Annotated in this window: 19 protein-coding genes; 11 read left to right on the plus strand and 8 right to left on the minus strand. The window is 65.7% G+C overall.

Annotated features, from left to right (window positions below; all coding sequences use genetic code 11):
- Positions 1-31 precede the first annotated feature (31 nt).
- The 3 genes from HNQ71_RS24505 to HNQ71_RS24515 form a co-directional block, all read right to left on the minus strand.
- On the minus strand, positions 32-862 hold the full coding sequence (locus tag HNQ71_RS24505) for an aldo/keto reductase (RefSeq protein WP_184875265.1): 831 nt from the start codon (positions 860-862) through the stop codon (positions 32-34).
- A gap of 111 nt (positions 863-973) precedes the next feature.
- Positions 974-1,606: a Vgb family protein gene (locus tag HNQ71_RS24510; protein WP_184875266.1), complete on the minus strand. Its 633-nt coding sequence runs from the start codon at positions 1,604-1,606 to the stop codon at positions 974-976.
- 46 nt (positions 1,607-1,652) lie between these two features.
- Positions 1,653-2,873, minus strand: coding sequence for a helix-turn-helix domain-containing protein (locus tag HNQ71_RS24515; RefSeq protein ID WP_184875267.1), 1,221 nt, complete (start codon positions 2,871-2,873; stop codon positions 1,653-1,655).
- 453 nt (positions 2,874-3,326) lie between these two features.
- Between HNQ71_RS24515 and HNQ71_RS24520 the strand changes: the two genes are divergently transcribed.
- From HNQ71_RS24520 to HNQ71_RS24535, 4 genes are all read left to right on the plus strand, one after another.
- Entirely contained in the window at positions 3,327-4,073 is a 747-nt protein-coding gene (locus HNQ71_RS24520) for a DUF899 domain-containing protein (RefSeq protein WP_184875268.1), read from the plus strand.
- Positions 4,074-4,287: 214 nt separating this feature from the next.
- Complete coding sequence (locus tag HNQ71_RS24525; protein ID WP_184875269.1) at positions 4,288-4,560, plus strand: hypothetical protein; 273 nt, start codon at positions 4,288-4,290, stop codon at positions 4,558-4,560.
- A complete protein-coding gene (locus HNQ71_RS24530; protein ID WP_184875270.1) occupies positions 4,557-5,561 on the plus strand; it encodes a zinc-dependent alcohol dehydrogenase family protein in 1,005 nt (334 codons plus the stop codon). Before HNQ71_RS24525 ends, HNQ71_RS24530 begins: the two co-directional genes overlap by 4 nt.
- Positions 5,562-5,719: 158 nt before the next feature.
- Entirely contained in the window at positions 5,720-5,992 is a 273-nt protein-coding gene (locus HNQ71_RS24535; RefSeq protein ID WP_184875271.1) for a hypothetical protein, read from the plus strand.
- Between the two features lie 9 nt (positions 5,993-6,001).
- Here HNQ71_RS24535 and HNQ71_RS35020 read toward each other — a convergent pair whose 3' ends face one another.
- From HNQ71_RS35020 to HNQ71_RS24555, 4 genes are all read right to left on the minus strand, one after another.
- Positions 6,002-6,364 carry a carboxymuconolactone decarboxylase family protein gene (locus HNQ71_RS35020; protein ID WP_343068232.1) on the minus strand — a complete coding sequence of 121 codons (363 nt, stop codon included), beginning with the start codon at positions 6,362-6,364 and terminating at the stop codon, positions 6,002-6,004.
- Between the two features lie 141 nt (positions 6,365-6,505).
- A complete protein-coding gene (locus tag HNQ71_RS24545; RefSeq protein ID WP_246461988.1) occupies positions 6,506-7,438 on the minus strand; it encodes a bestrophin family protein in 933 nt (310 codons plus the stop codon).
- Between the two features lie 113 nt (positions 7,439-7,551).
- A complete protein-coding gene (locus HNQ71_RS24550) occupies positions 7,552-7,839 on the minus strand; it encodes a hypothetical protein (protein WP_184875273.1) in 288 nt (95 codons plus the stop codon).
- A gap of 4 nt (positions 7,840-7,843) precedes the next feature.
- Entirely contained in the window at positions 7,844-8,455 is a 612-nt protein-coding gene (locus tag HNQ71_RS24555) for a TetR/AcrR family transcriptional regulator (protein WP_184875274.1), read from the minus strand.
- Between the two features lie 290 nt (positions 8,456-8,745).
- Between HNQ71_RS24555 and HNQ71_RS24560 the strand changes: the two genes are divergently transcribed.
- From HNQ71_RS24560 to HNQ71_RS24585, 6 genes are all read left to right on the plus strand, one after another.
- The gene (locus HNQ71_RS24560; RefSeq protein WP_184875275.1) at positions 8,746-9,243 is read left to right on the plus strand and encodes a (2Fe-2S)-binding protein; all 498 of its coding nucleotides are present in this window, start codon (positions 8,746-8,748) and stop codon (positions 9,241-9,243) included.
- On the plus strand, positions 9,240-10,298 hold the full coding sequence (locus HNQ71_RS24565) for an FAD binding domain-containing protein (RefSeq protein ID WP_184875276.1): 1,059 nt from the start codon (positions 9,240-9,242) through the stop codon (positions 10,296-10,298). The genes HNQ71_RS24560 and HNQ71_RS24565 overlap by 4 nt, the downstream gene beginning before the upstream one ends.
- Complete coding sequence (locus tag HNQ71_RS24570) at positions 10,288-12,546, plus strand: xanthine dehydrogenase family protein molybdopterin-binding subunit (protein WP_184875277.1); 2,259 nt, start codon at positions 10,288-10,290, stop codon at positions 12,544-12,546. Before HNQ71_RS24565 ends, HNQ71_RS24570 begins: the two co-directional genes overlap by 11 nt.
- A 174-nt stretch (positions 12,547-12,720) precedes the next feature.
- Positions 12,721-13,200, plus strand: coding sequence for a (2Fe-2S)-binding protein (locus HNQ71_RS24575; RefSeq protein WP_184875278.1), 480 nt, complete (start codon positions 12,721-12,723; stop codon positions 13,198-13,200).
- Positions 13,197-14,180 carry an FAD binding domain-containing protein gene (locus HNQ71_RS24580; RefSeq protein WP_184875279.1) on the plus strand — a complete coding sequence of 328 codons (984 nt, stop codon included), beginning with the start codon at positions 13,197-13,199 and terminating at the stop codon, positions 14,178-14,180. The genes HNQ71_RS24575 and HNQ71_RS24580 overlap by 4 nt, the downstream gene beginning before the upstream one ends.
- Positions 14,177-16,471, plus strand: a complete 2,295-nt coding sequence (locus tag HNQ71_RS24585; RefSeq protein WP_184875280.1) for a xanthine dehydrogenase family protein molybdopterin-binding subunit — start codon at positions 14,177-14,179, stop codon at positions 16,469-16,471. The genes HNQ71_RS24580 and HNQ71_RS24585 overlap by 4 nt, the downstream gene beginning before the upstream one ends.
- 182 nt (positions 16,472-16,653) lie before the next feature.
- Here the strand turns inward: HNQ71_RS24585 and HNQ71_RS24590 are convergent, their stop codons facing one another.
- The gene (locus tag HNQ71_RS24590; protein WP_184875281.1) at positions 16,654-17,664 is read right to left on the minus strand and encodes a zinc-dependent alcohol dehydrogenase family protein; all 1,011 of its coding nucleotides are present in this window, start codon (positions 17,662-17,664) and stop codon (positions 16,654-16,656) included.
- 96 nt (positions 17,665-17,760) lie between these two features.
- Between HNQ71_RS24590 and HNQ71_RS24595 the strand changes: the two genes are divergently transcribed.
- A complete protein-coding gene (locus tag HNQ71_RS24595; protein WP_184875282.1) occupies positions 17,761-18,690 on the plus strand; it encodes a LysR family transcriptional regulator in 930 nt (309 codons plus the stop codon).
- Positions 18,691-18,751 lie beyond the last annotated feature (61 nt).

Consider the following 18,751-nt stretch of genomic DNA (forward strand, 5'->3'; position numbering starts at 1 on the left):
TGTCCCTTGCGGGAGAGGGAGAGCTTCCCCCTTAGAACAGGAACGACGCCGTGGCGGGATTTGGGCCGGTGCGGCCGTTTGGCGAATCTATGCCCCGGATCGTCTGCAGGTCCTGCGCATCCAGTTCGAAATCGAAGACGTCGAAATTGGCGGCGATGCGATCCCTGCGGATCGACTTTGGAATGACGATCAGCCCTTCCTGAAGGTGCCAGCGGATGATCGTCTGCGCCGCGGACTTGTCATGCTTCCTGGCAATGCCCGCGATGGTCGGGTCGCCCAGCAGCCGGCCGCTGCCCAGCGGGCTCCAGCTTTCAATGCGAATGTCGTGGCTGGCATGAAAATCCCTGACGCCGCGCTGCTGGAACTGGGGATGCAGCTCGATCTGGTTGACCACTGGCGTCACGCCGGTCTCGCCGATGATCCGCTGCAGATGGTCCTGGTTGAAATTCGAAACGCCGATCGACTTGATGCGGCCGGCCTGCCTGAGTTCGACCAGCGTCTTCCACGCTTCGACATATTTGTCCTGGCCGGGCACCGGCCAGTGGATCAGGAACAGGTCGAGCTGTTCGATGCCGAGCTTCTCCATCGTCTCGTCGAAGGCGCGCAGCGCCGCATCGCGCCGGTGCGCGCCGTTGCGCAGCTTGGAGGTGATGAACAGCTCGCTTCTCGGCACGCCGGCGCCGCGGATCGCCTCTCCGACCCCCTCCTCGTTCTGGTAGCCCTCGGCGGTGTCGATCAGACGATAGCCGGCCTCGATCCCCCAACCCACCACCTGGGCGGTGATATCCTGGTCGACTTGCCACACGCCAAGGCCGAGTTGGGGAATGGCGGAGCCGTCGTTCAACGGGATCTGTTCAGGCATGGCTGGTCCTTTGCAAGATATGATCCGGGCGGTCCGCCCGGCGCATGCCCTATCTAGGTTCGACAGGGAGCAACGACCCGTCGACAGCGGTCAAATTCGCCGGACGCGAGCTCATCTCGGTCGGCGCACCGCCCTCACCACCCCGGCCGATACGCTGCCGCAGAACAGGCGTTCGCCGCCATCGGATTCCAGCCCCGAGACGCCCATGCCGGCCGGCATGTCGAGCTTCTCCAAAACCTTGCCGGTTTGCGGGTCGACGCGGCGCAGGTCGCTCTGCTCGCCTTCCCAGGTGGCGTGCCACAGTTCGCCGTCGACCCAGGTCACCCCGGTGACGAAGCGGTTGGATTCGATGGTGCGCAGGACTGCCCCGGTCTCGGGGTCGATCTGGTGGATCTTGCGCTCCCGGTACTGGCCCACCCAGAGCGTTCCTTCGGCCCAGGTGAGCCCGGAGTCGCGCCCGCCGCCGGGAGCCGGAATGGAGGCCAGAACCTTGCCGGTGTCGGGGTCGATCTTCTGGATGCGATCCCCGGCAAGCTGGAAGAAATGCCGGCCGTCATAGGCGGTGCCAGCGTGCGCGGCGACATCGATCGAGCGCAGCGCCTGCCCGCTCTCCGGATCGAAGGCGTTCAGTTTCTCACCGGAGGCAAACCAGACGTTGCGCCCGTCAAAACTTACCCCGTGCACGGTGTCGACGCCCGGAAAGGGTCCGTATTCGCGCAGGATTTCGGCCGCTGAATGTTTCATGTCGTTATCCTCACTGAGATGATCGGGCATTTTCGGGGATCATGCTCTAACCGTTTGGCAGCGGGGCCGGGAGTAACAAGGTCGTCGTGAATCCGGCCACCGGTGGCGTCATCCAGCGGCGCGCCCGGCCGTGCCCGAACGACTGCACCTTGCCGGCCTCGCCGAGTTGCTCCAGCGCCCGCTGCACGCTGCGCTGGCCGGTACCAAGCGCCAGCGCCAGTGCCGAACTCGCCCAGGATTCACCATCGGCAAGCAAGGCCAGCACCGCCGCGTGCCGCTCCTCGATCGGCCGTGCCAGCACCACCACCTCGGACGCATGGCGCGGCGCCAGCGCAAAGCCTTGGCTGGTGGCATTGATGTCGGCAAGCCTGCGCAGTTCGGCGCGCAGCCGGCCGATTTCGACCCGCAATCGCGCCCGATGCGATTCATCGGCGTGCCTGCCGCCAAAAGCCTGAGCGATGAGCGTCGCCCGCGACACGTCCGCCGGCCATGCTTCGGCCAGCGTGCGCGCCAGCGCAAACAGCACCGGGCGCGTTGCCAGCGAGACCATGGTTTCCTGTTGGCGCACGAGATAGCGCAAGGCATCGACGACCAACGCCGGCGATGCCTGCAGAGCCTCGACCTCCTCGAGCAGCAAGGGGCGCTGCTGGCCACGCGCGATCAGCCGCGCCGCCGGCGCGTCCAGCGCCAGGAAGGCGTTGTCGACCTCGGCTATCAGCCCCGGGATGCCGGCCCGGCGAGCGGCGTGGCGCGCCCACTCCAACGCGGTGCGCGCAGCCCTTGTCTTCAGGCGCCGCATCGCGATGCCGGCGACGGCCAGTTCGTGCGCGGCTCTCGAGGCTGGCGGAAGCGGCGCCGGATCGAGCCCGGCCAGCACGTCTTCAGCCTCATCGAGGCGACCAATCAACAGCAGGCGCCGCACCTTGAGGTGGCCGGCATGCGCGGCGTTCAGCCGATCGCCATGCCTTTCCAGCGTCGCTCGCGCCGCGTCCAGCGCCTTGGCGGGCCAGCCGAGGTCCCGCGAGACCAGTGCGATCTCCGCCTCGGCGACGACGCATCTGGCGCGCGCCACCGCCTCTTTCGGGCCGAAGGCGCGTGCGGCCCGCTGCAGCAGCGCCTTGGCGCGGTCGAGGTCGCCGAGCTGCGCCATCGCAATGCCGCGCAACGCCAGCGCCGGCGCGTCCTCGCGCAAGGCGACACGGTCCAGCGCGCCGAGCGGATTGCCCGCGGCCAGCGCCAATGCCGCTGCCGTGATCAGCGAGTCCATTCAAATCCCGTCACACTTGTAACTCCCACCGCTGCACTCCACACCCTAACTTAAGTCATGACCGCCCCCCAGCAAGCCGTATCGGCAACAGGCAGCATACCAGGGAAAACGGCAATGACTTGGATGATGACCTAGCCATCAGGACTGGCTGAAGGCGCCGCGGCCACCGTTGACGCCAATATCGGCATTCACTAGCCTGAGCATCTCAGGCAAAGATATTAAGCTTCTCACAAGGGACAAACAGAAATGCCTGACTCCGACGATCTGCCACTCCACGCGACGAACGACACGGTCGAGCGCGCAGGACGCCACCCCTGCTGCGGCGGGCCTGTCCATTCAAATCCCGTCACACTTGTAACTCCCACCGCGGCACTTCATCGCCCTACCCTGCCTCACGATCCGCAAGCAACGACACGCCGCCACGGCGCGACAGACTGACAAAGGAGACGAGCCATGACCAAGCACACAGCAATGAAGACCCCACCAATCGTTTCACAGCAGGCGTGGGAAGCCGCGCGCGAAGAGCTGCTGGTGAAGGAGAAGGCGACGCTGCGCGCCAAGGACGCGCTGGCCGCCGAGCGCCGGCGTATGCCGTGGATGGAAGTGGACAAGGCCTATGTGTTCGAGGGGCCGAATGGCAAGGCGAGCCTGCTCGATTTGTTCGAAGGCCGCCGCCAGTTGATCGTCTACCGCGCCTTCTTCGAGCCGGGGGTCCATGGCTGGCCGGATCATGCTTGCCGCGGCTGTTCGCTGGGTGCCGACCAGGTCGGCCATCTCGCCCACCTCAACGCCCGCAACACCACGCTTGCCTACGCCTCGCGCGCACCGCAGGCCGACATTGCGCGGCTGAAGAAGCGGATGGGCTGGGAGATGCCCTGGTACACCATCACCGACAGCTTCGACAAAGACTTCGGCGTCGACGAATGGCACGGCCACAACGTCTTCATCCATGACGGCGACCGTGTGTTCCGCACCTATTTCATCAACAGCCGCGGCGACGAGGCGATGGGCACCGTGTGGAGCTACCTCGACGCAACGCCGCTCGGCCGCCAGGAGATCTGGGAAGACTCGCCCGAAGGCTATCCGCAGACCCCGCTCTACAGCTGGTGGAACTGGCACGACAATTACGACGCCGCGCCCGACCAGAAATGGGCCGAAGTGTCGGCTGCCGGCGAAGCGGCATTCAGGGACAAGCAATAGGGCATTGGCGAGAGCGCTCGGCGGCGCTTGTCCAGCTTGGGTTCCTCGCCTCCACAAAGTGCGGGAGAGGTGGCTCGGCGAAGCCGAGACGGAGAGGGGGACTGCGCCCTACGAAAGCCCCCTCTCCGGCCGCTTCGCGGCCACCTCTCCCCCGCCTTTGGCAGGGGCGAGGAACCCAAGACCTGGTGGGCACAGCCATCAAGGGAAAAGGACCATGAGCGATATCCATACCCGCGCCAACGGCGCAATCACTGAAAATACCAATGCGGCCACCCTCGGCATCGCCGACTGGCTGTGCCTTGCCGCCGCACCGACCTTCGCCCTGATGGCGCTCTTCGCCTGCATTCAGAATGGCGACGTGGCCATGCTGTGCATGGCAGCGAACGCCTCGCCGCTGACCAGCATGGCGGTGATGTATCTCCTGATGAGTGCCTTCCATCTGGCGCCCTGGCTGAGGGTGATGTCCGGCCGGCCGGTCCGCCAATGAGGCTGGTCAGGCTGAGAGCGCCGGGTGGCTTGGACAACCTCGAACTGGTCGAGGAAGACCGTCCCAAGCCAACGTCGGGTGACGTGCTGGTCAGGATCCGGGCCTGCTCGCTGAACCTGCGAGACGATTTCGTCGTGCAAGGCAAGATGCCGTTCGCCGACGGCCGCGTTCCGCTGTCCGATGGCGCGGGCGAGGTGATCGAAGTCGGCGACGATGTCGATGCGTTCAAGGCTGGAGACAGCGTCGTCAGCACCTTCTACCCCTGGTGGCTGGGCGGTGACATGACGCCTGCCACCAGGCGCGACATCCCGGGAGAAAGTTTCGACGGCTTTGCCAGCGAGTATGTGTGCATGCCGGCGCGCGCCTTCACCAAGGCACCATTGGGCTACACGCATGTCGAGGCGGCAACGCTCACCTGCACCGGCGTCACCGCCTGGCGCGGCCTGGTTGTGTGCGGCAAGGTGAAACCCGGCGACACCGTGCTTGTGCTCGGCACGGGCAGCGTATCGCTGTTCGCATTGCGATTTGCCAAAGCCGCCGGCGCCAGGGTCATCGCCACGTCTTCCGACGAGCAGAAGCTGGAAAGGCTCACACGCCTCGGAGCCGACGCCGTCATCAACTACAAGGCCGTGCCGGACTGGGGCCAGAAAGCCAGGGATTTGACGGACGGACGCGGCGTCGATCACGTGATCGAGGTCGGCGGCCCCGCCACGCTCACGCAGTCGATAGCGGCCTGCCGGACGGGCGGCCACATCGCCCTGATCGGCGTCCTCACCGGCTTTGCGGCTGATGTCTCGATCCCGGCCTTGTTTTCGAACCAGATCCGCATCAGCGGGATTTCGATTGGCAGCAGGGCGGACCAGGAGGATATGATCCGCGCGATAGAGGTCAACCATCTGAAGCCCGTCATCGACCGCCGTTTTCCCCTTGAGGACATCGCTCCCGCCTTCACGCACTACGAATCCCAACAGCATTTCGGCAAGGTCTGCCTCGAACTTTGAGCGGCCAGAAGGCGGCAACCCCGCAACCCAACCGCGCCGATCATCCATCAGCAACAGCTAATTGACAGCCCGGAAGAAACGGCGCTGACTGGCTGAACAGGTGGATCGCACATCAGGCGGGCGATATCGGCCGCCGGCTTCACCTTGGGGAGGATGCCATGCCAACCGTCATTGGCCATCACAACATCACGAAGGACAGCAAGCACTGGCTCAGTTCACCCAAGCGCAAGGAAGTTTTCGGCGCCCTTGGGATCACCAACATCCGCACGTTCGTCGATCCGCAGAATCCGAAACGCGTGGCGGTGATGATGGACGTTCCGGACATGGACGCGCTTGCTGCGATGATGCAGAGCCAGAAAGCCGCTGACGCGATGGCCTACGATGGTGTGGTGCCGGAATCGCTGGTGATCTTGGTCGAAGCCAAGGGCTAACTCCCTGACCTAGTGCAGGTGCCTGAGCCTGTCGGGATTACGCACCACATAGATTGCCGCGATCTTTCCGTCCTCGATGTCGAGTGCGGTCGTCTGCAGTTCGCCATCGGCTTCCAGCGTGATGAAGCCGGGCAGTCCAGGCGCCTCGCGCCACGCCGACAGCAGGTAGATGCGCTGCTCGGTTTCGCCGTCCTCGCGCGCAAACACCGTGTGCATGTTGAGGCAGTTGGCGCAGCCGTTGATCTGGGATGCACGGATCTTCACAAGCTCGGCCAGGCTGGGCTCGAGGCTGGAGGAAATGGCGAAGGATGCGCGCTGCCATTCCTTCATCAGCGAGGGGGCAGCGGCGAAGAGATCAAGTTTTGCGGTCATGATTGGCTTCCTTCTGTTGGTGCCGACATCATGACGAGTTGGGATATCCGCCAATGTGACATTCACGCCAGGTTTTTATGTGTCGCCTGCCGTCGCGAGCGGTCGCGCCGGCACCTGGTGTCGGGCATCGGTGACGCTTGCCTAGGTCGCGATATCGTTGACCGGCAGCAATGGCTTGGGGAGGTCAACCTCCCCAAGCCCGGTGCGCAGCTCGATCTCGATGTCGCGACAGATTTGCGAGATCGGAACATCGTTGGCGTTGCCCTCGAAAGGGTTGGCACTGCTCTCGCCGACCTGGTCGAGAGACATATATGCCCACCCCAGAAGCGTGCTGAACGGGATCGTGAGCCAGATCGCGATCGGGCCGAGTGCGCCGCCCAATTTGCCCATCTCGGCAAAGACTGGAACGACGCCAAATGGCAGCAAGGTGCAAAAGATCATGACGAACAAGGAACTGACTATGGCGTATTGCCGGGGATATGGATTGTTCTTGATGCGGTCGCACCGGGCCTGCTGATCATGGAAGTCGCGGATCAGCTTGACGAGTTCGACATAGATCTGGGGAGGGATTTTGGCCTCCTTGAACAACGCATTGACCTGGACCGATTGCATTTCGAGCAGGACTATCGCCGGACGAGGCGACTTCAGGACGTCGTCGGCTTGTTCGCCCAACAGCGGACGCAGTTCGTCGGCGATCAAGCCCGCATCCTCCTGGATATTGTAACGCCGCCGGAATTCGACATTGGCCGCCCGCCCCATGGATTCCCACGGCATCGGCCGCCGCAGGGCGAACCGCAGGGCCGTCAACCAGGCGAGATGGCGGTAGATGAGTTGCCTAGCTGTCGGCACGTCGTTGAAGTCCCTGCAGAAATTGGACCACAACCGGCTGCTGGCTGTAATTTGCGCGAAGGCTTGCAGCGCTTCACTGCTGCGGGTGAATACCTGTGAATTCTTGAACCCGGCAACGAGTGACACGGTGGTGCCGAGCACGAGTACGACCGACCATGGCACCGAAAACCCGGCGATGCCCGGCAGACGGTAGGCCGCCACGGCCAATGCGCTCACCACCACCATGTAGATGACACTGCCCCGCGACCAGAGAGCGAAATCTACCACCTTGTAGGAACGGCCTACATACATCGGATGCCTCGGAAAGCGTGAACGACAAGCGAATCAAGCCATGACGCCTAGCATACCGTTTGCGCACCATGAATGGCCGTCTTGGTATGAAGCCGAAGGTTGCGGGCCGATTTCCTGGTCGTCCTAACCTTCGTCTGGTGTCGCCGAACCTCAACCTGCCAACGAAACAAACCAGCGCGAGCGGGCCTGTAGCCCGCAAGCTCTACAACGGTACTTTGAACAAGCTCGTCGTCCGGATACGCCTCATTGAGCAGCACTTCCAGGCTGTTGGCGGCGGCCAGGCTGGTGTCTTCTCCGCTGACGAACCTTGTCGGCACCAAGATGAGGCTGTCCACGCGGTCAACTCTTCCTCGCCCCGAACCGCAATCCGTCCATCAGCAGCGAGACCAGCCGGCGTGAGCGGTCGCGCCATTGCGGGGTGTCGGGGGCCGAGTAGATGCCCGAAAGCGCATGCAGCACGTCGGAAGCGTCGACGTCGCCGCGGATGGTGCCTTCGGCCACCGCCGCCTCGACCAGTTGGCGCAAGGCCTGCGAGACCCGGCCCGACGTGTCGGAAAACAGCGTCGAATTGGTGGTCAGCAGGATGCGCAGGCTGGTCGCCAGGCCGCGCTTGGTGGCGATATAGTCGACGAAGCGCTGCATCCACTGTTCCAGCGCGACATCGGACGGGTATTTTCCGGCGAGTTCGCCGGCAGCCGCGCACAGCGCCTCCGCCTCGCGCCGGTAGACCACTTCGACCAGATGCTCGCGGGTCGGGAAATGCCGGTAAAGCGTGCCGATGCCGACGCCGGCGCGGCGCGCGATCTCCTCCAGTGATGCGTCGATGCCGCGCTCGGCAAAGACGGCGGCCGCTACCTCGACCAGCCTATCACGGTTGCGCTGCGCATCGGCGCGCAGCGGCTTGGCCTCTTCAGCCTTCTCTTCAGCGATGGCGGACGGCTCGGCGGCCAATTTTTTTCTCCACGGTGTGGCGGGGGCTTGAACCCGGCCGGGTCAGCCCCCACGTAATAAACGGAGGCGCCTCCGTTTTAGTGGAGCACCTTTATCATATAATAAGGGGAAACGGTATGTCACGTGCTGAAAGTTGCTTCCCCCGACCGCTGGGAGGTCGGTGAAGACCGATGAGTGCAATCTCCCCATACGGGGGGATTAGCCAAGCTGACCGCAAGGTGACCTTGCTCTTCCCCGGCAAGGCACCAAATCATCCCCATCCGCGTCAAGCAGACTGGAGCCAGACGCCCATGACCAGCCTTCCCCTCACTCTCACCATCAACGGACACCGACACGAACTGGAGGTCGATCCACGCGTCACACTGCTTGATCTGCTGCGCGAGCGGCTTGAACTCACCGGCACCAAGAAGGGCTGCGACCGCGGCCAGTGCGGTGCTTGCACGGTGCTGGTCGACGGCAAGCGCATCAACTCCTGCCTGGCGCTGGCTGTCAGCCATGACGGCGCCAAGGTCTTGACCATCGAAGGTGTCTCCCATGGTGAAGACCTGCATCCGGTGCAGGCCGCCTTCATTGCCCATGACGGCTTCCAATGCGGTTTCTGCACGCCGGGTCAGATCATGAGCACGCTCGGTCTGATCGCCGAGGCACAGGCAGGCGACGATCCCGAGCGCATCCGCGAGGGCATGAGCGGCAATCTCTGCCGTTGCGCTGCCTATGGCGGCATCGTCGAGGCCGTCCTGGAAGCCCAGGAGCAGCTTGCCAAAGCCGACCGGAGGACCGCGGCATGAAGAACTTCGATTATATCAGGCCCACCACCATTCCCGACGCTCTTGCGGCAGCGGCCGAGCCGGGTTCGGCCTACCTCGCCGGCGGCACCAACCTGCTCGACCTGATGAAGGGCGGCGTCACCAGCCCCGACCGTGTCGTCGACATCTCGCGCCTGCCGGAACTCAACCGCATTGAGCGGCTGGCCGATGGCGGACTGCGCATCGGTGCGCTGGTGCGCAATGCCGACCTCGCTCACGATCCCGAGTTCGCGAGATCCTATCCGGCGGTGGCGGAGGCCTTGCTGTCGGGCGCCTCGGCTCAGCTTCGCAATGCCGCCACCGTCGGCGGCAATCTGCTGCAGCGCACGCGCTGCAGCTATTTCTACGACACCGCCAGCGCCTGCAACAAGCGCGAGCCGGGCGCTGGCTGCGACGCGCTGGGTGGCGAGAACCGGCTGCACGCCGTGCTCGGCTGGAGCGACGCCTGCATCGCCACGCATCCGTCGGACTTCTGCGTGCCGCTGGTGGCGCTCGACGCCGTGGTCGAGATCGAGGGCAAAAAGGGCCGGCGCCATGTGACGCTGGAGGAATTCCACCGGCTGCCCGGCCAAACGCCGCAGCGGGAGAATGGGCTGGAGCCCGGCGACCTGATCGTTGGGGTGCGCCTACCGGCGGAGGCCGCCTCCTTCTCCGCCAATGCCCGCTATCTCAAGGTACGCGAACGCACCTCCTATGCCTTCGCTGTTGTCTCGGCCGCCGCTGCCCTTGTCGTCGAAGGCGGCAAGATCCGCCAGGCGCGGTTGGCGCTGGGCGGGGTAGCGGCCAAGCCATGGCGAGCGCGTTCGGCGGAAGCGGTGCTGCTTGGCGCCGATGCCGACGAGACGAGCTTCGTCCGCGCGGCGGACGCGGCATTGGCCGATGCCAGTCCCTCCGGCGACAATGCGTTCAAGATCGAACTCACACGCCGCATCGTGGTCAGGGCGCTGATGTCTGCCCTGGCGGGAACGCCTGGACGGCTGCCAGCCCTTCCTGCCTCCCCATTTTCCTCCATTCCCGGAGTGCGCCATGACGCTTGAACTCAGCCTCAATCAACAACCCGCCCATCTCCGGCAGGGCTCCAGCATCGGCCAGCCGCTGACCCGCCGCGATGGTTTTCTCAAGGTCACCGGTGCCGCCCGTTACGCCGCCGACAATCATCCGCCCGGCATGCTCTACGCAGTACTGGCCGTCAGCAGCATCGCGCGCGGCCGCGTTGCTTTACTGGATGTCGAGGCGGCCAAGGCGCACGCGGGCGTGGTCGAGGTGATGACGCCCGAGAACAGGCCGCCGCTCGCCACCGATCCGGACGCCAAGAACAATCCCTTCATGTTCCGGCTCGACCTGTTGCAGAACGACCATATCCGCTACCCGAACCAGACCATCGCCGTGGTGATCGCCGAAACGCTGGAGGCGGCGACCGAGGGGGCGGCACTGCTATCGCCGCGCTATGAAGCGCAGCCGGCGCGCGTTGGCCTCGACGGCGCCGAAAGCTTTGTGCCGGGCGGTGTCGGCATCGGCAGTCCCGCGGTGCACCACAAGGGCGATGTCGAGGCCGGTCTCAAGTCGGCGGCGACGCGGATCGAGGCGACCTACGAGACGCCGGCCCAATACCACAACGCCATGGAGCCGCATGCGATTGTCGCCGCCTGGGATGGCGACAGTCTGTCGATCGACACGCCGAGCCAGGGCCTTGCCATGGCACAGGGCCGCATAGCTGGCCTGTTCGGCATCGCGCCGGAAAATATCCACATCCGCAGCCCTTTCCTGGGTGGCGGCTTCGGTTCCAAGGGCATGATCTCCGGGCCGCAGGTGCTAGGCATTCTGGCGGCGCGTCTCGTCGGTCGTCCGGTCAAGCTGGTGCTACGGCGCGAGCAGATGTACGGGCCCGTCGGCCATCGCGCCCCAACGCGCCAGACTTTGCGCATGGGCATGGACAGCGAAGGGCGGCTGACCGCGATCGGCCATCACGCCAGGACCGCATCGAGCACGTTCGACGATTTCTTCGAACCGGCCGCCGATGCCTCGCACACGCTCTATGCCAGCCCGGCCATCGCCACCTCGCACGAGGCGGTGCGGCTGGACACCGGCACGCCGCTGTTCATGCGCGCCCCGGGTGAAGCCACCGGCTCGATCGCGCTGGAGAGCGCCATCGATGAGGCGGCCGCTGCCTGCGGCATGGACCCGCTGGAGTTTCGGCAGCGCAATTATGCCGAGGTCGAGCCGATGACTGGCAAGCCGTTTTCGTCCAAGGCGCTGCGCGAATGCTACACGCAGGCATCGGAGCGGTTCGGCTGGCAGCGCCGTCCGCTCCAGCCACGCCAGATGCCGGACAAGGACGGCTTTCTGACCGGCTGGGGCATCGGCACGGCGACCTTTCCGGCGATCATGTTCCAGGCTGAGGCGCGTGCGGTGCTGAGGGCCGACGGTAGCGGCCTGATGGAGACGGGCGCGCAGGACATGGGGCAAGGCGCCTGGACTGCCTTCGCCCAGATCGCCGCCGACGGGCTGGGGCTCGACATCGACCAGGTCGATTTCAGGGCCGGCAGCTCCGACCTGCCCAACGCAGGCATTGCCGGCGGCTCCGGCCATACGGCGACAGCCGGCATGGCGATCCACAATGCCGGAGCCGCCGTCATCACCAGGCTCGCCGATCTCGCCACCCGCCATGAAGCCTCGCCGCTGTTCGGCGCCGGCAACGAGGGCGTGCTGGCGCGTGGCGGCCGTCTCTACCGGCGCGACGACGAAAGCCGCAGCGAAAGCTATGGCGAGATCCTGGCCCGCGCCGGGCTCGCCGAGATCGATGGCCGTGGTACGGGAACCCCGGACTCGGCCTCACGGGAGGCCTATGCCATGCACGCGCATGGCGCTGTGTTCGCCGAAGTGAAGGTCGATCCCGATTTCGGCCAGATCCGCGTCACCCGCCTGGTCGGTGCCTTTGCCGCCGGGCGGGTCATCAATCCGCGGCTGGTGCGCAGCCAGTATTATGGCGGCATGATCTGGGGCGTCTCCTTCGCCCTGCATGAGGAAGCCGTCACCGACCGACGCTCGGGCCGTATCCAGAATGCCAACCTCGCCGAATACCATATACCGGTGAATGCCGACGTGCCGTCGGTCGCGGCGCTGCTGGTCCACGAGGACGACCCTTACGTCAACGCGCTCGGCATCAAGGGCGTTGGCGAAATCGGCATCACCGGCACGGCTGGCGCGGTCGCCAATGCGGTCTGGCATGCAACAGGCGTGCGCCCCCGGCGCTTTCCGATCCGGATCGAGGACCTGTTGGGATGACGAGTGATCCGTAAAGCGGACAGAAAGCCAGTTGCCTGGCTTTCCAAACGACGAATGCCCGGAGCGAAAGCAAAGGGACGGACAGGTGGGAGATCCGGTAGGTCTGCCGGCTGTCCTTGCCTGCCCAACATCAGCTCAATCGACTCCGCGTCAAGCAACTGGAGCCAGACGCCCATGACCAAAACGACAATTCCCGTCCATCTCGACATCAACGGCGATCGCCACACCCTGCAGCTCGAGCCGCGCGTCACGCTGCTTGACGCCTTGCGCGACCGGCTCGGCCTGACCGGCACCAAGAAGGGCTGCGACCACGGCCAGTGCGGCGCCTGCACCGTGCATGTCGACGGCGAGCGCGTGCTGGCCTGCCTGACGCTGGCCGCGCAGGCCGAGGGCCGCACCGTCACCACCATCGAGGGGCTTGCACGGGAGGGCGAACTGCATCCCGTGCAGGCTGCCTTCCTCGAGCAGGATGCCTTCCAGTGCGGCTATTGCACGCCCGGCCAGATCATGTCGGCGGTCGCCTGCATCCGCGAGGGCCATGCCGGCTCCGACGAAGAAATCCGCGAATACATGGCCGGCAATCTCTGCCGCTGCGGCGCCTATCCGCACATTGTCGCCGCGGTCCGCCAGGCCGCCCTGGAGGTCCAGTCATGAGAGATTTTTCCTATCTGCGTGCCGGCTCGGTCGAGGCGGCGCGCCAGGCCGCCGCCCTGCCCGGCACCATGATTCTCGCCGGCGGCACCACGCTGATCGATCTCGCCAAATGCGGCGTCGCCGAGCCCGACAGCCTGGTCGACATCACCCATCTCAAGGGGCTGGACAAGATCGAAGTCAGCGCGCGTGGCGCCACCATCGGCGCACTGGCCAAAATGGGCCATGTCGCCGACCACGCCGACATCAAGCGCCACTTCCCCGCCGTCTCCGAAGCCTTGTGGCAAGCGGCGTCGGCGCAAATCCGCAACATGGCGACCATCGGCGGCAATCTGATGCAGCGCACGCGCTGCCCCTACTTCCGCGATCCGGCGAATTTCCCGGCCTGCAACAAGCGTGAACCCGGCAGCGGCTGTTCGGCCATCGGCGGCGTCACCCGCGGACACGCCGTGCTCGGCACCAGCGACGCCTGCATCGCCATGTATCCGGGCGACCTCGCAACTGCCCTGATCGCCTTCGACGCGATCGTCCATCTCGGCGAGCGGCAGGTTTCGGTCGACGACTTCTTTCTCTTGCCCGGCGCTACGCCCGACAAGGAACACGCGATCGAACCGGGCGAGATGATCACCGCGATCGAGATTCCCGACTCCGCGGCGGCTCGGCGTTCGACCTATCTGAAGATCCGCGACCGGCAATCCTATGAATTCGCCGCGGCAAGTGCTGCTGTCGGCATCGAGTTCGAGGCTGACGGGCGCACCATCCGGGATTTGCGGGTGGCGCTGGGCGGCGTCGCGACTAAACCGTGGCGGGCGCGGGCAGTGGAAGAGGCGCTGAAAGGCAAGGTGCTGGAACCGGACGCCGTCCGCGCCGCCAGCCTGCTCGCCGTCGAAGGCGCCGTCGACAACGGCGCCAATCACTACAAGATCGAACTGGCGCCGCGCGTCGTCGCCCGCGCCATCCTAAAAATGGGAGAAACGGCATGACCGTTCACAACATGAGACATGGTGATGCGTCCGATGGCGGCGCCGACGCTATTGGCGGCCGGCTGTCGCGCGTCGACGGCCCGGCCAAGATCACCGGCTCCGCGAAATACGCCGTCGAACAACAGCTCGAAGGGCTCGCCTACGCCGTGCTGGTCGAAAGCACGGTTGCATCGGGCAAGGTGCGCCGGATCGACACCGCCGAGGCCGAGGCAGCGCCCGGCGTGCTCAAGGTGTTGACACCAGACACCATCATCAGCCTCAGGACTGCTTCGGACTGGTTCGGCACGCCGCCGCCCGACAAGCCCTATTGCCCGCTGGCGCGCGACATCACTTTCTCAGGCCAGCATGTCGCGGCGGTCGTGGCGGAAACCTTCGAGCAGGCGGTTGCGGCCGCTGCACTGGTCAAGGTCAGCTATGACGAGACCCCCTCCATTGTCGACCTCAGCGACTCCAAGGCCGGTGACGGCATCCCGATAGACGCCATGACCAAGGAATGGGGCGACGCCCAGGCGGCTTTCGCCTCGGCCCCGGTCCGCATCTGCGCCGCCTACAACACGCCCCGCGAATACCAGGCGCCTATGGAGCCGCATGGCCTGATCGCGCACTGGGAAGGCGACAAGCTCACCGTATGGGAGCCGAGCCAGTGGCTGGACGGCATGGCGCGCACCTATGCCGAGTGGTTCGACGTGCCGTTCGAGAATGTGCGCCTGGTCTCGCCCTATATTGGCGGCGGCTTCGGCTCCAAGGCGCTGGCGCTCAGCCATGGCGCGGTGGCGGCAAGTGCCGCCAGGATGCTCGGCCGGCCGGTGAGGCTGGTGATGACGCGGCCGCAGACCTTCACCGGCTACGGCGGGCGCGCGGCGACACGGCAGACGGTGACGATCGGCGCCGATGGTGAAGGAATAATTCAGTCGATCGTGCATCGCGGCATCAACGAGACGTCCATGGACGGCATGTGGGTCGAGCCGCTCGGATCGGTCACCTCGATCATGTACGCGACGCCGAATTTCTCCTCGAAGCAGAATGTCGTGCGGGTGAATTCGGTGGTGCCGGGCGCCATGCGCGCGCCGGGCGAAAACCCCTCGGCCTTCGGCATCGAGAGCACCATCGACGAACTCGCTTATGAGGTCGGCATCGATCCGCTGGAGATCCGCCTGAGAAACTATGCCGAGCAGGATCCGCACGCCAAAAAAGCCTGGTCGACCAGGCAGTTGCGCGAGGCCTTTGCTGTAGGCGCAGAGCGCTTCGGCTGGGCAAGGCGGACACCAGAGCCGCGCTCGATGCGCGACGGCAACCAGCTGATCGGCTGGGGTGTCGCCGCGGGCACATATCCGGTGCGGCGGGCCTATGGCGAGGCGATCGTGCGCATTCTCGCCGACGGCTCGGTCGAGGTCGAAAGCTCCTCGATCGACATGGGCCAAGGCACTTACACGATCCTGGCGCAGACCGCCGCCGAGACGGTCGGAGTGCCGGCCGACAATGTCGTGGTGAAGCTCGGCGACTCGCGCTTCCCCCGCGCCGGCGTCGCCGGCGGGTCGCGGCTGGCCGGCGTGATGACCGGCGCCGTCTATAAGGCGGCGACCTCGGCGCTCGATCAGCTCGTCGGGCTGGCGATCAGCGATCCGCGCTCGCCGTTCCACGCGCTGCAAGCCAACACACTGGTGGTCGCCAATGGCCGCATCTCATCGCCGCGCGGTGACGGTCCCGATCTCTCCATAGCCAAACTGCTGACCAGCGTCGGCCGCGACCACATCGAGGCAACCGGCGACACCATGCCGGCCAATTCGACGGCGCAGGATCGCTACAAGAACTACACCACCATCGCCATGGCGTTGCCGCATACGGAGGGCGACTATTCCCGCCACAGCTGGTGCGCGCATTTCATCGAGGTGCGCGTAGACGAGGATTTCGGCACGGTGCGCGTGTCGCGCGTGGTGTCGGCGCTGGATTCGGGCCGGCTCTACAACCCCAAGCTCGCCGAAAGCCAATGGAAGGGCGGCATCATCATGGGCATCGGCCAGGCGCTGCTCGAGGAAGGCATCGTCGACCGCCGCCATGGCCGCATCGTCAACAACAACCTCGCCGACTATCTGGTGCCGACCAATGCCGACATTCCCGACATCGAGGTGATCTCGGTCGGCATTCCCGACCTGCATTCCTCGGTGCTCGGCGGCAAGGGTGTCGGTGAGCTCGCCATTGTCGGCGTGGCACCCGCGATCGCCAACGCAGTCTTCCACGCCACTGGAAAACGGGTGCGCGACCTGCCGATCACGCTGGAGAAGCTGATCTAGGGGGGAGCGAGTAATCTCCCCCCTTGCGGGGGAGATGTCGCCGAAGGCGACAGAGGGGGTCGTCTCGCGTAAAGCGCTAACCTCCGATCGTCGCAAGAAGGCCGCACCCAGTCGAACCGACCCTCTCTGCCCTGCCGACCATCTCCCCCTCAAGGGGGGAGATCACGCTCTCATCGGTTTCCTCACCACTCCAACCCGAACACCAGCTTGCCAAAGTGCAGGCCGCCGGCGGCCATGTGGGCGTAGGCTTCGGCTGCCTCGTTTGGCGAAAACACCTTGTCGACGACCGGCTCGATCCCAGCTGCACCGATGGCGCGGGCGGCATCGCGAAGGTCGAACACCGACCCGGTGTTGTTGCCGACCACCCTCAGCGCCTTGATGATGATCGGCAGCAGATTGACCGTGGCCTCGGCGCCGGTGACGAAGCCGATGGTGAAGAGTGTGCCGCCCGGCGCGGTGGCGTTGATGGCGCGGGCGAAGGTGGCGGTGCCGCCGGTCTCGACGACGAGATCGGCGCCGAGGCCGCCGGTCAGTTCCAGCACCTTGCCGTCCCAGTCGGGCGTCGCGCGGTAGTTGATGAGATGATCGGCGCCGAGTGCCTTGGCCCGCTCCAGCTTCTCGTCCGACGACGAGGTGATGATGACGGTGGCACCGGCGGCTTTCGCAAGCTGCAGGGTGAAGATCGAGACCCCGCCGGTGCCGAGCAGCACCACGACCGAGCCCGGCCCGACATCGGCGGCGCGGATGGCGTTCCAGGCGGTGGTGCCGGCGATCGGCAGCGTCGAGGCCGCCTCAAAGGAGAGATGCGCCGGCACCGACACGACCGAATTGGCCGGCAGCGCAACATATTCGGCCAGCGACCCCGGCAGCGTGATGCCGCGCATCTGCGTCATCTCGTAAGGCCGCGGCCGGCCCCCGATCCAGCGCGGCTTGGCGTGGGCGACGACGCGATCGCCGACGGCCAGTCTCGTAACCCCCTCGCCCAGCGCGACGATCTCGCCGGCGCCGTCGGCGACTGGGATGAGTGGAAAGCTCGGTCCGGGATAATTGCCGCTCGCCACCGCGACATCGACGAAATTGAGGCTCGCCGCACGCTGGCGGATCAGCACCTCGCCACGCTGCGGTTCGGGGGTGGCAATGGTGGCGGCGCGGAAGGCGTCCAGCCTGGGCTGGCTCAGTTCGATGGCTTTCATGGTTCACTCCGGTGGGTCGATTGATGGGTTGAGTGAACCTAGCTGCTGCGTTATCTCTGGATAATCCTTAGCTTTCACATTTGAGTACTGCGAATTATGCAACAATCCCACAAACCCGTGGCCCTTGCCGAAATGGCGGCCTTCGCGGCGATCGCCGAGGCGCGCTCCTTCACCAGGGCGGCGGCACGTGTCGGGCGCGACGCGACCATCCTGTCGCGGCGCCTGCAATCGCTGGAGGAGCGGCTGGGTGTCAGGCTGCTCCATCGCACGACACGCAGCGTGTCGCTGACCGAAGCGGGTGCCGAATTCCTAGTGCGCGTGCGCGCCATCCTCGCCTCCGTCGACGAGGCCGAGGCCGCCGCGTCGGCACATGCCGGCGGCCGCCCGCGAGGCCTGCTCAGGCTGGCGCTCCCCGGCACGTTCGGGCGCATGTGGATCGGGCCGCTGCTGCCTCAATTCCTTGCCGAATTTCCCGATGTCCGCATCGAGGCCGAATTCTCCAACCGCTTCGCCGATCTGGTCGCCGAGAATTTCGACGTCGCGGTGCGGCTCGGCACGCTGGAGGATTCGCGCCTGGTGGCGCGCAAGGTGGCGACGCGGCGCCGGCTGCTCTGCGCCGCTCCCTCCTATCTTGCCCGAAGGGGCAGGCCGGAGACACCGCAGGCGCTGCTCGAACATTCCTGCCTCGGCTTCAGCGGCTTCCAGACTTTTCCGGCCTGGGAGATGACCGACCGCGAGGGCCGGCACGTGCGCGTCGAGGTTTCCGGGCCGTTGGTCTCCGACGATGCCGAGGTCCTGGTCGAGGCCGCCGTGCAAGGCGTCGGCCTGATGATGAGCACCGACTGGCTGGTCGGCCGCGAGCTCGCCGACGGTCGGCTGGTGCCGATCCTGGAGGACTGGACGCTGGCCGACGAAGGCGCGGTCTATGTCGTCACGCCCTCAGCCAAGGGACAAGCCGCCAAGACCCGCGCCTTCGCCGACTGGATCGGCCAGCGCTTCGCGCCGGAGCCGCCCTGGCGGAGTTGAGGCCGCCGGTCTCCCCCCTTGAGGGGGAGATGGCCGGCAGGCCAGAGGGGGTCGTCTCGCG

Origin of the sequence: Mesorhizobium sangaii (genome assembly GCF_014207355.1) — a bacterium.
Taxonomy (GTDB): domain Bacteria; phylum Pseudomonadota; class Alphaproteobacteria; order Rhizobiales; family Rhizobiaceae; genus Mesorhizobium; species Mesorhizobium sangaii.

Excerpts from the sequence above, each read along its gene's own strand:
- HNQ71_RS24505 (WP_184875265.1), bottom strand. The coding sequence starts at position 862 with ATGCCTGAACAGATCCCGTTGAACGACGGCTCCGCCATTCCCCAACTC.
- HNQ71_RS24510 (WP_184875266.1), bottom strand. The coding sequence starts at position 1,606 with ATGAAACATTCAGCGGCCGAAATCCTGCGCGAATACGGACCCTTTCCG.
- HNQ71_RS24515 (WP_184875267.1), bottom strand. The coding sequence starts at position 2,873 with ATGGACTCGCTGATCACGGCAGCGGCATTGGCGCTGGCCGCGGGCAAT.
- HNQ71_RS24520 (WP_184875268.1), top strand. The coding sequence starts at position 3,327 with ATGACCAAGCACACAGCAATGAAGACCCCACCAATCGTTTCACAGCAG.
- HNQ71_RS24525 (WP_184875269.1), top strand. The coding sequence starts at position 4,288 with ATGAGCGATATCCATACCCGCGCCAACGGCGCAATCACTGAAAATACC.
- HNQ71_RS24530 (WP_184875270.1), top strand. The coding sequence starts at position 4,557 with ATGAGGCTGGTCAGGCTGAGAGCGCCGGGTGGCTTGGACAACCTCGAA.
- HNQ71_RS24535 (WP_184875271.1), top strand. The coding sequence starts at position 5,720 with ATGCCAACCGTCATTGGCCATCACAACATCACGAAGGACAGCAAGCAC.
- HNQ71_RS35020 (WP_343068232.1), bottom strand. The coding sequence starts at position 6,364 with ATGACCGCAAAACTTGATCTCTTCGCCGCTGCCCCCTCGCTGATGAAG.
- HNQ71_RS24545 (WP_246461988.1), bottom strand. The coding sequence starts at position 7,438 with ATGGTGGTGGTGAGCGCATTGGCCGTGGCGGCCTACCGTCTGCCGGGC.
- HNQ71_RS24560 (WP_184875275.1), top strand. The coding sequence starts at position 8,746 with ATGACCAGCCTTCCCCTCACTCTCACCATCAACGGACACCGACACGAA.
- HNQ71_RS24565 (WP_184875276.1), top strand. The coding sequence starts at position 9,240 with ATGAAGAACTTCGATTATATCAGGCCCACCACCATTCCCGACGCTCTT.
- HNQ71_RS24570 (WP_184875277.1), top strand. The coding sequence starts at position 10,288 with ATGACGCTTGAACTCAGCCTCAATCAACAACCCGCCCATCTCCGGCAG.
- HNQ71_RS24575 (WP_184875278.1), top strand. The coding sequence starts at position 12,721 with ATGACCAAAACGACAATTCCCGTCCATCTCGACATCAACGGCGATCGC.
- HNQ71_RS24580 (WP_184875279.1), top strand. The coding sequence starts at position 13,197 with ATGAGAGATTTTTCCTATCTGCGTGCCGGCTCGGTCGAGGCGGCGCGC.
- HNQ71_RS24585 (WP_184875280.1), top strand. The coding sequence starts at position 14,177 with ATGACCGTTCACAACATGAGACATGGTGATGCGTCCGATGGCGGCGCC.
- HNQ71_RS24590 (WP_184875281.1), bottom strand. The coding sequence starts at position 17,664 with ATGAAAGCCATCGAACTGAGCCAGCCCAGGCTGGACGCCTTCCGCGCC.
- HNQ71_RS24595 (WP_184875282.1), top strand. The coding sequence starts at position 17,761 with ATGCAACAATCCCACAAACCCGTGGCCCTTGCCGAAATGGCGGCCTTC.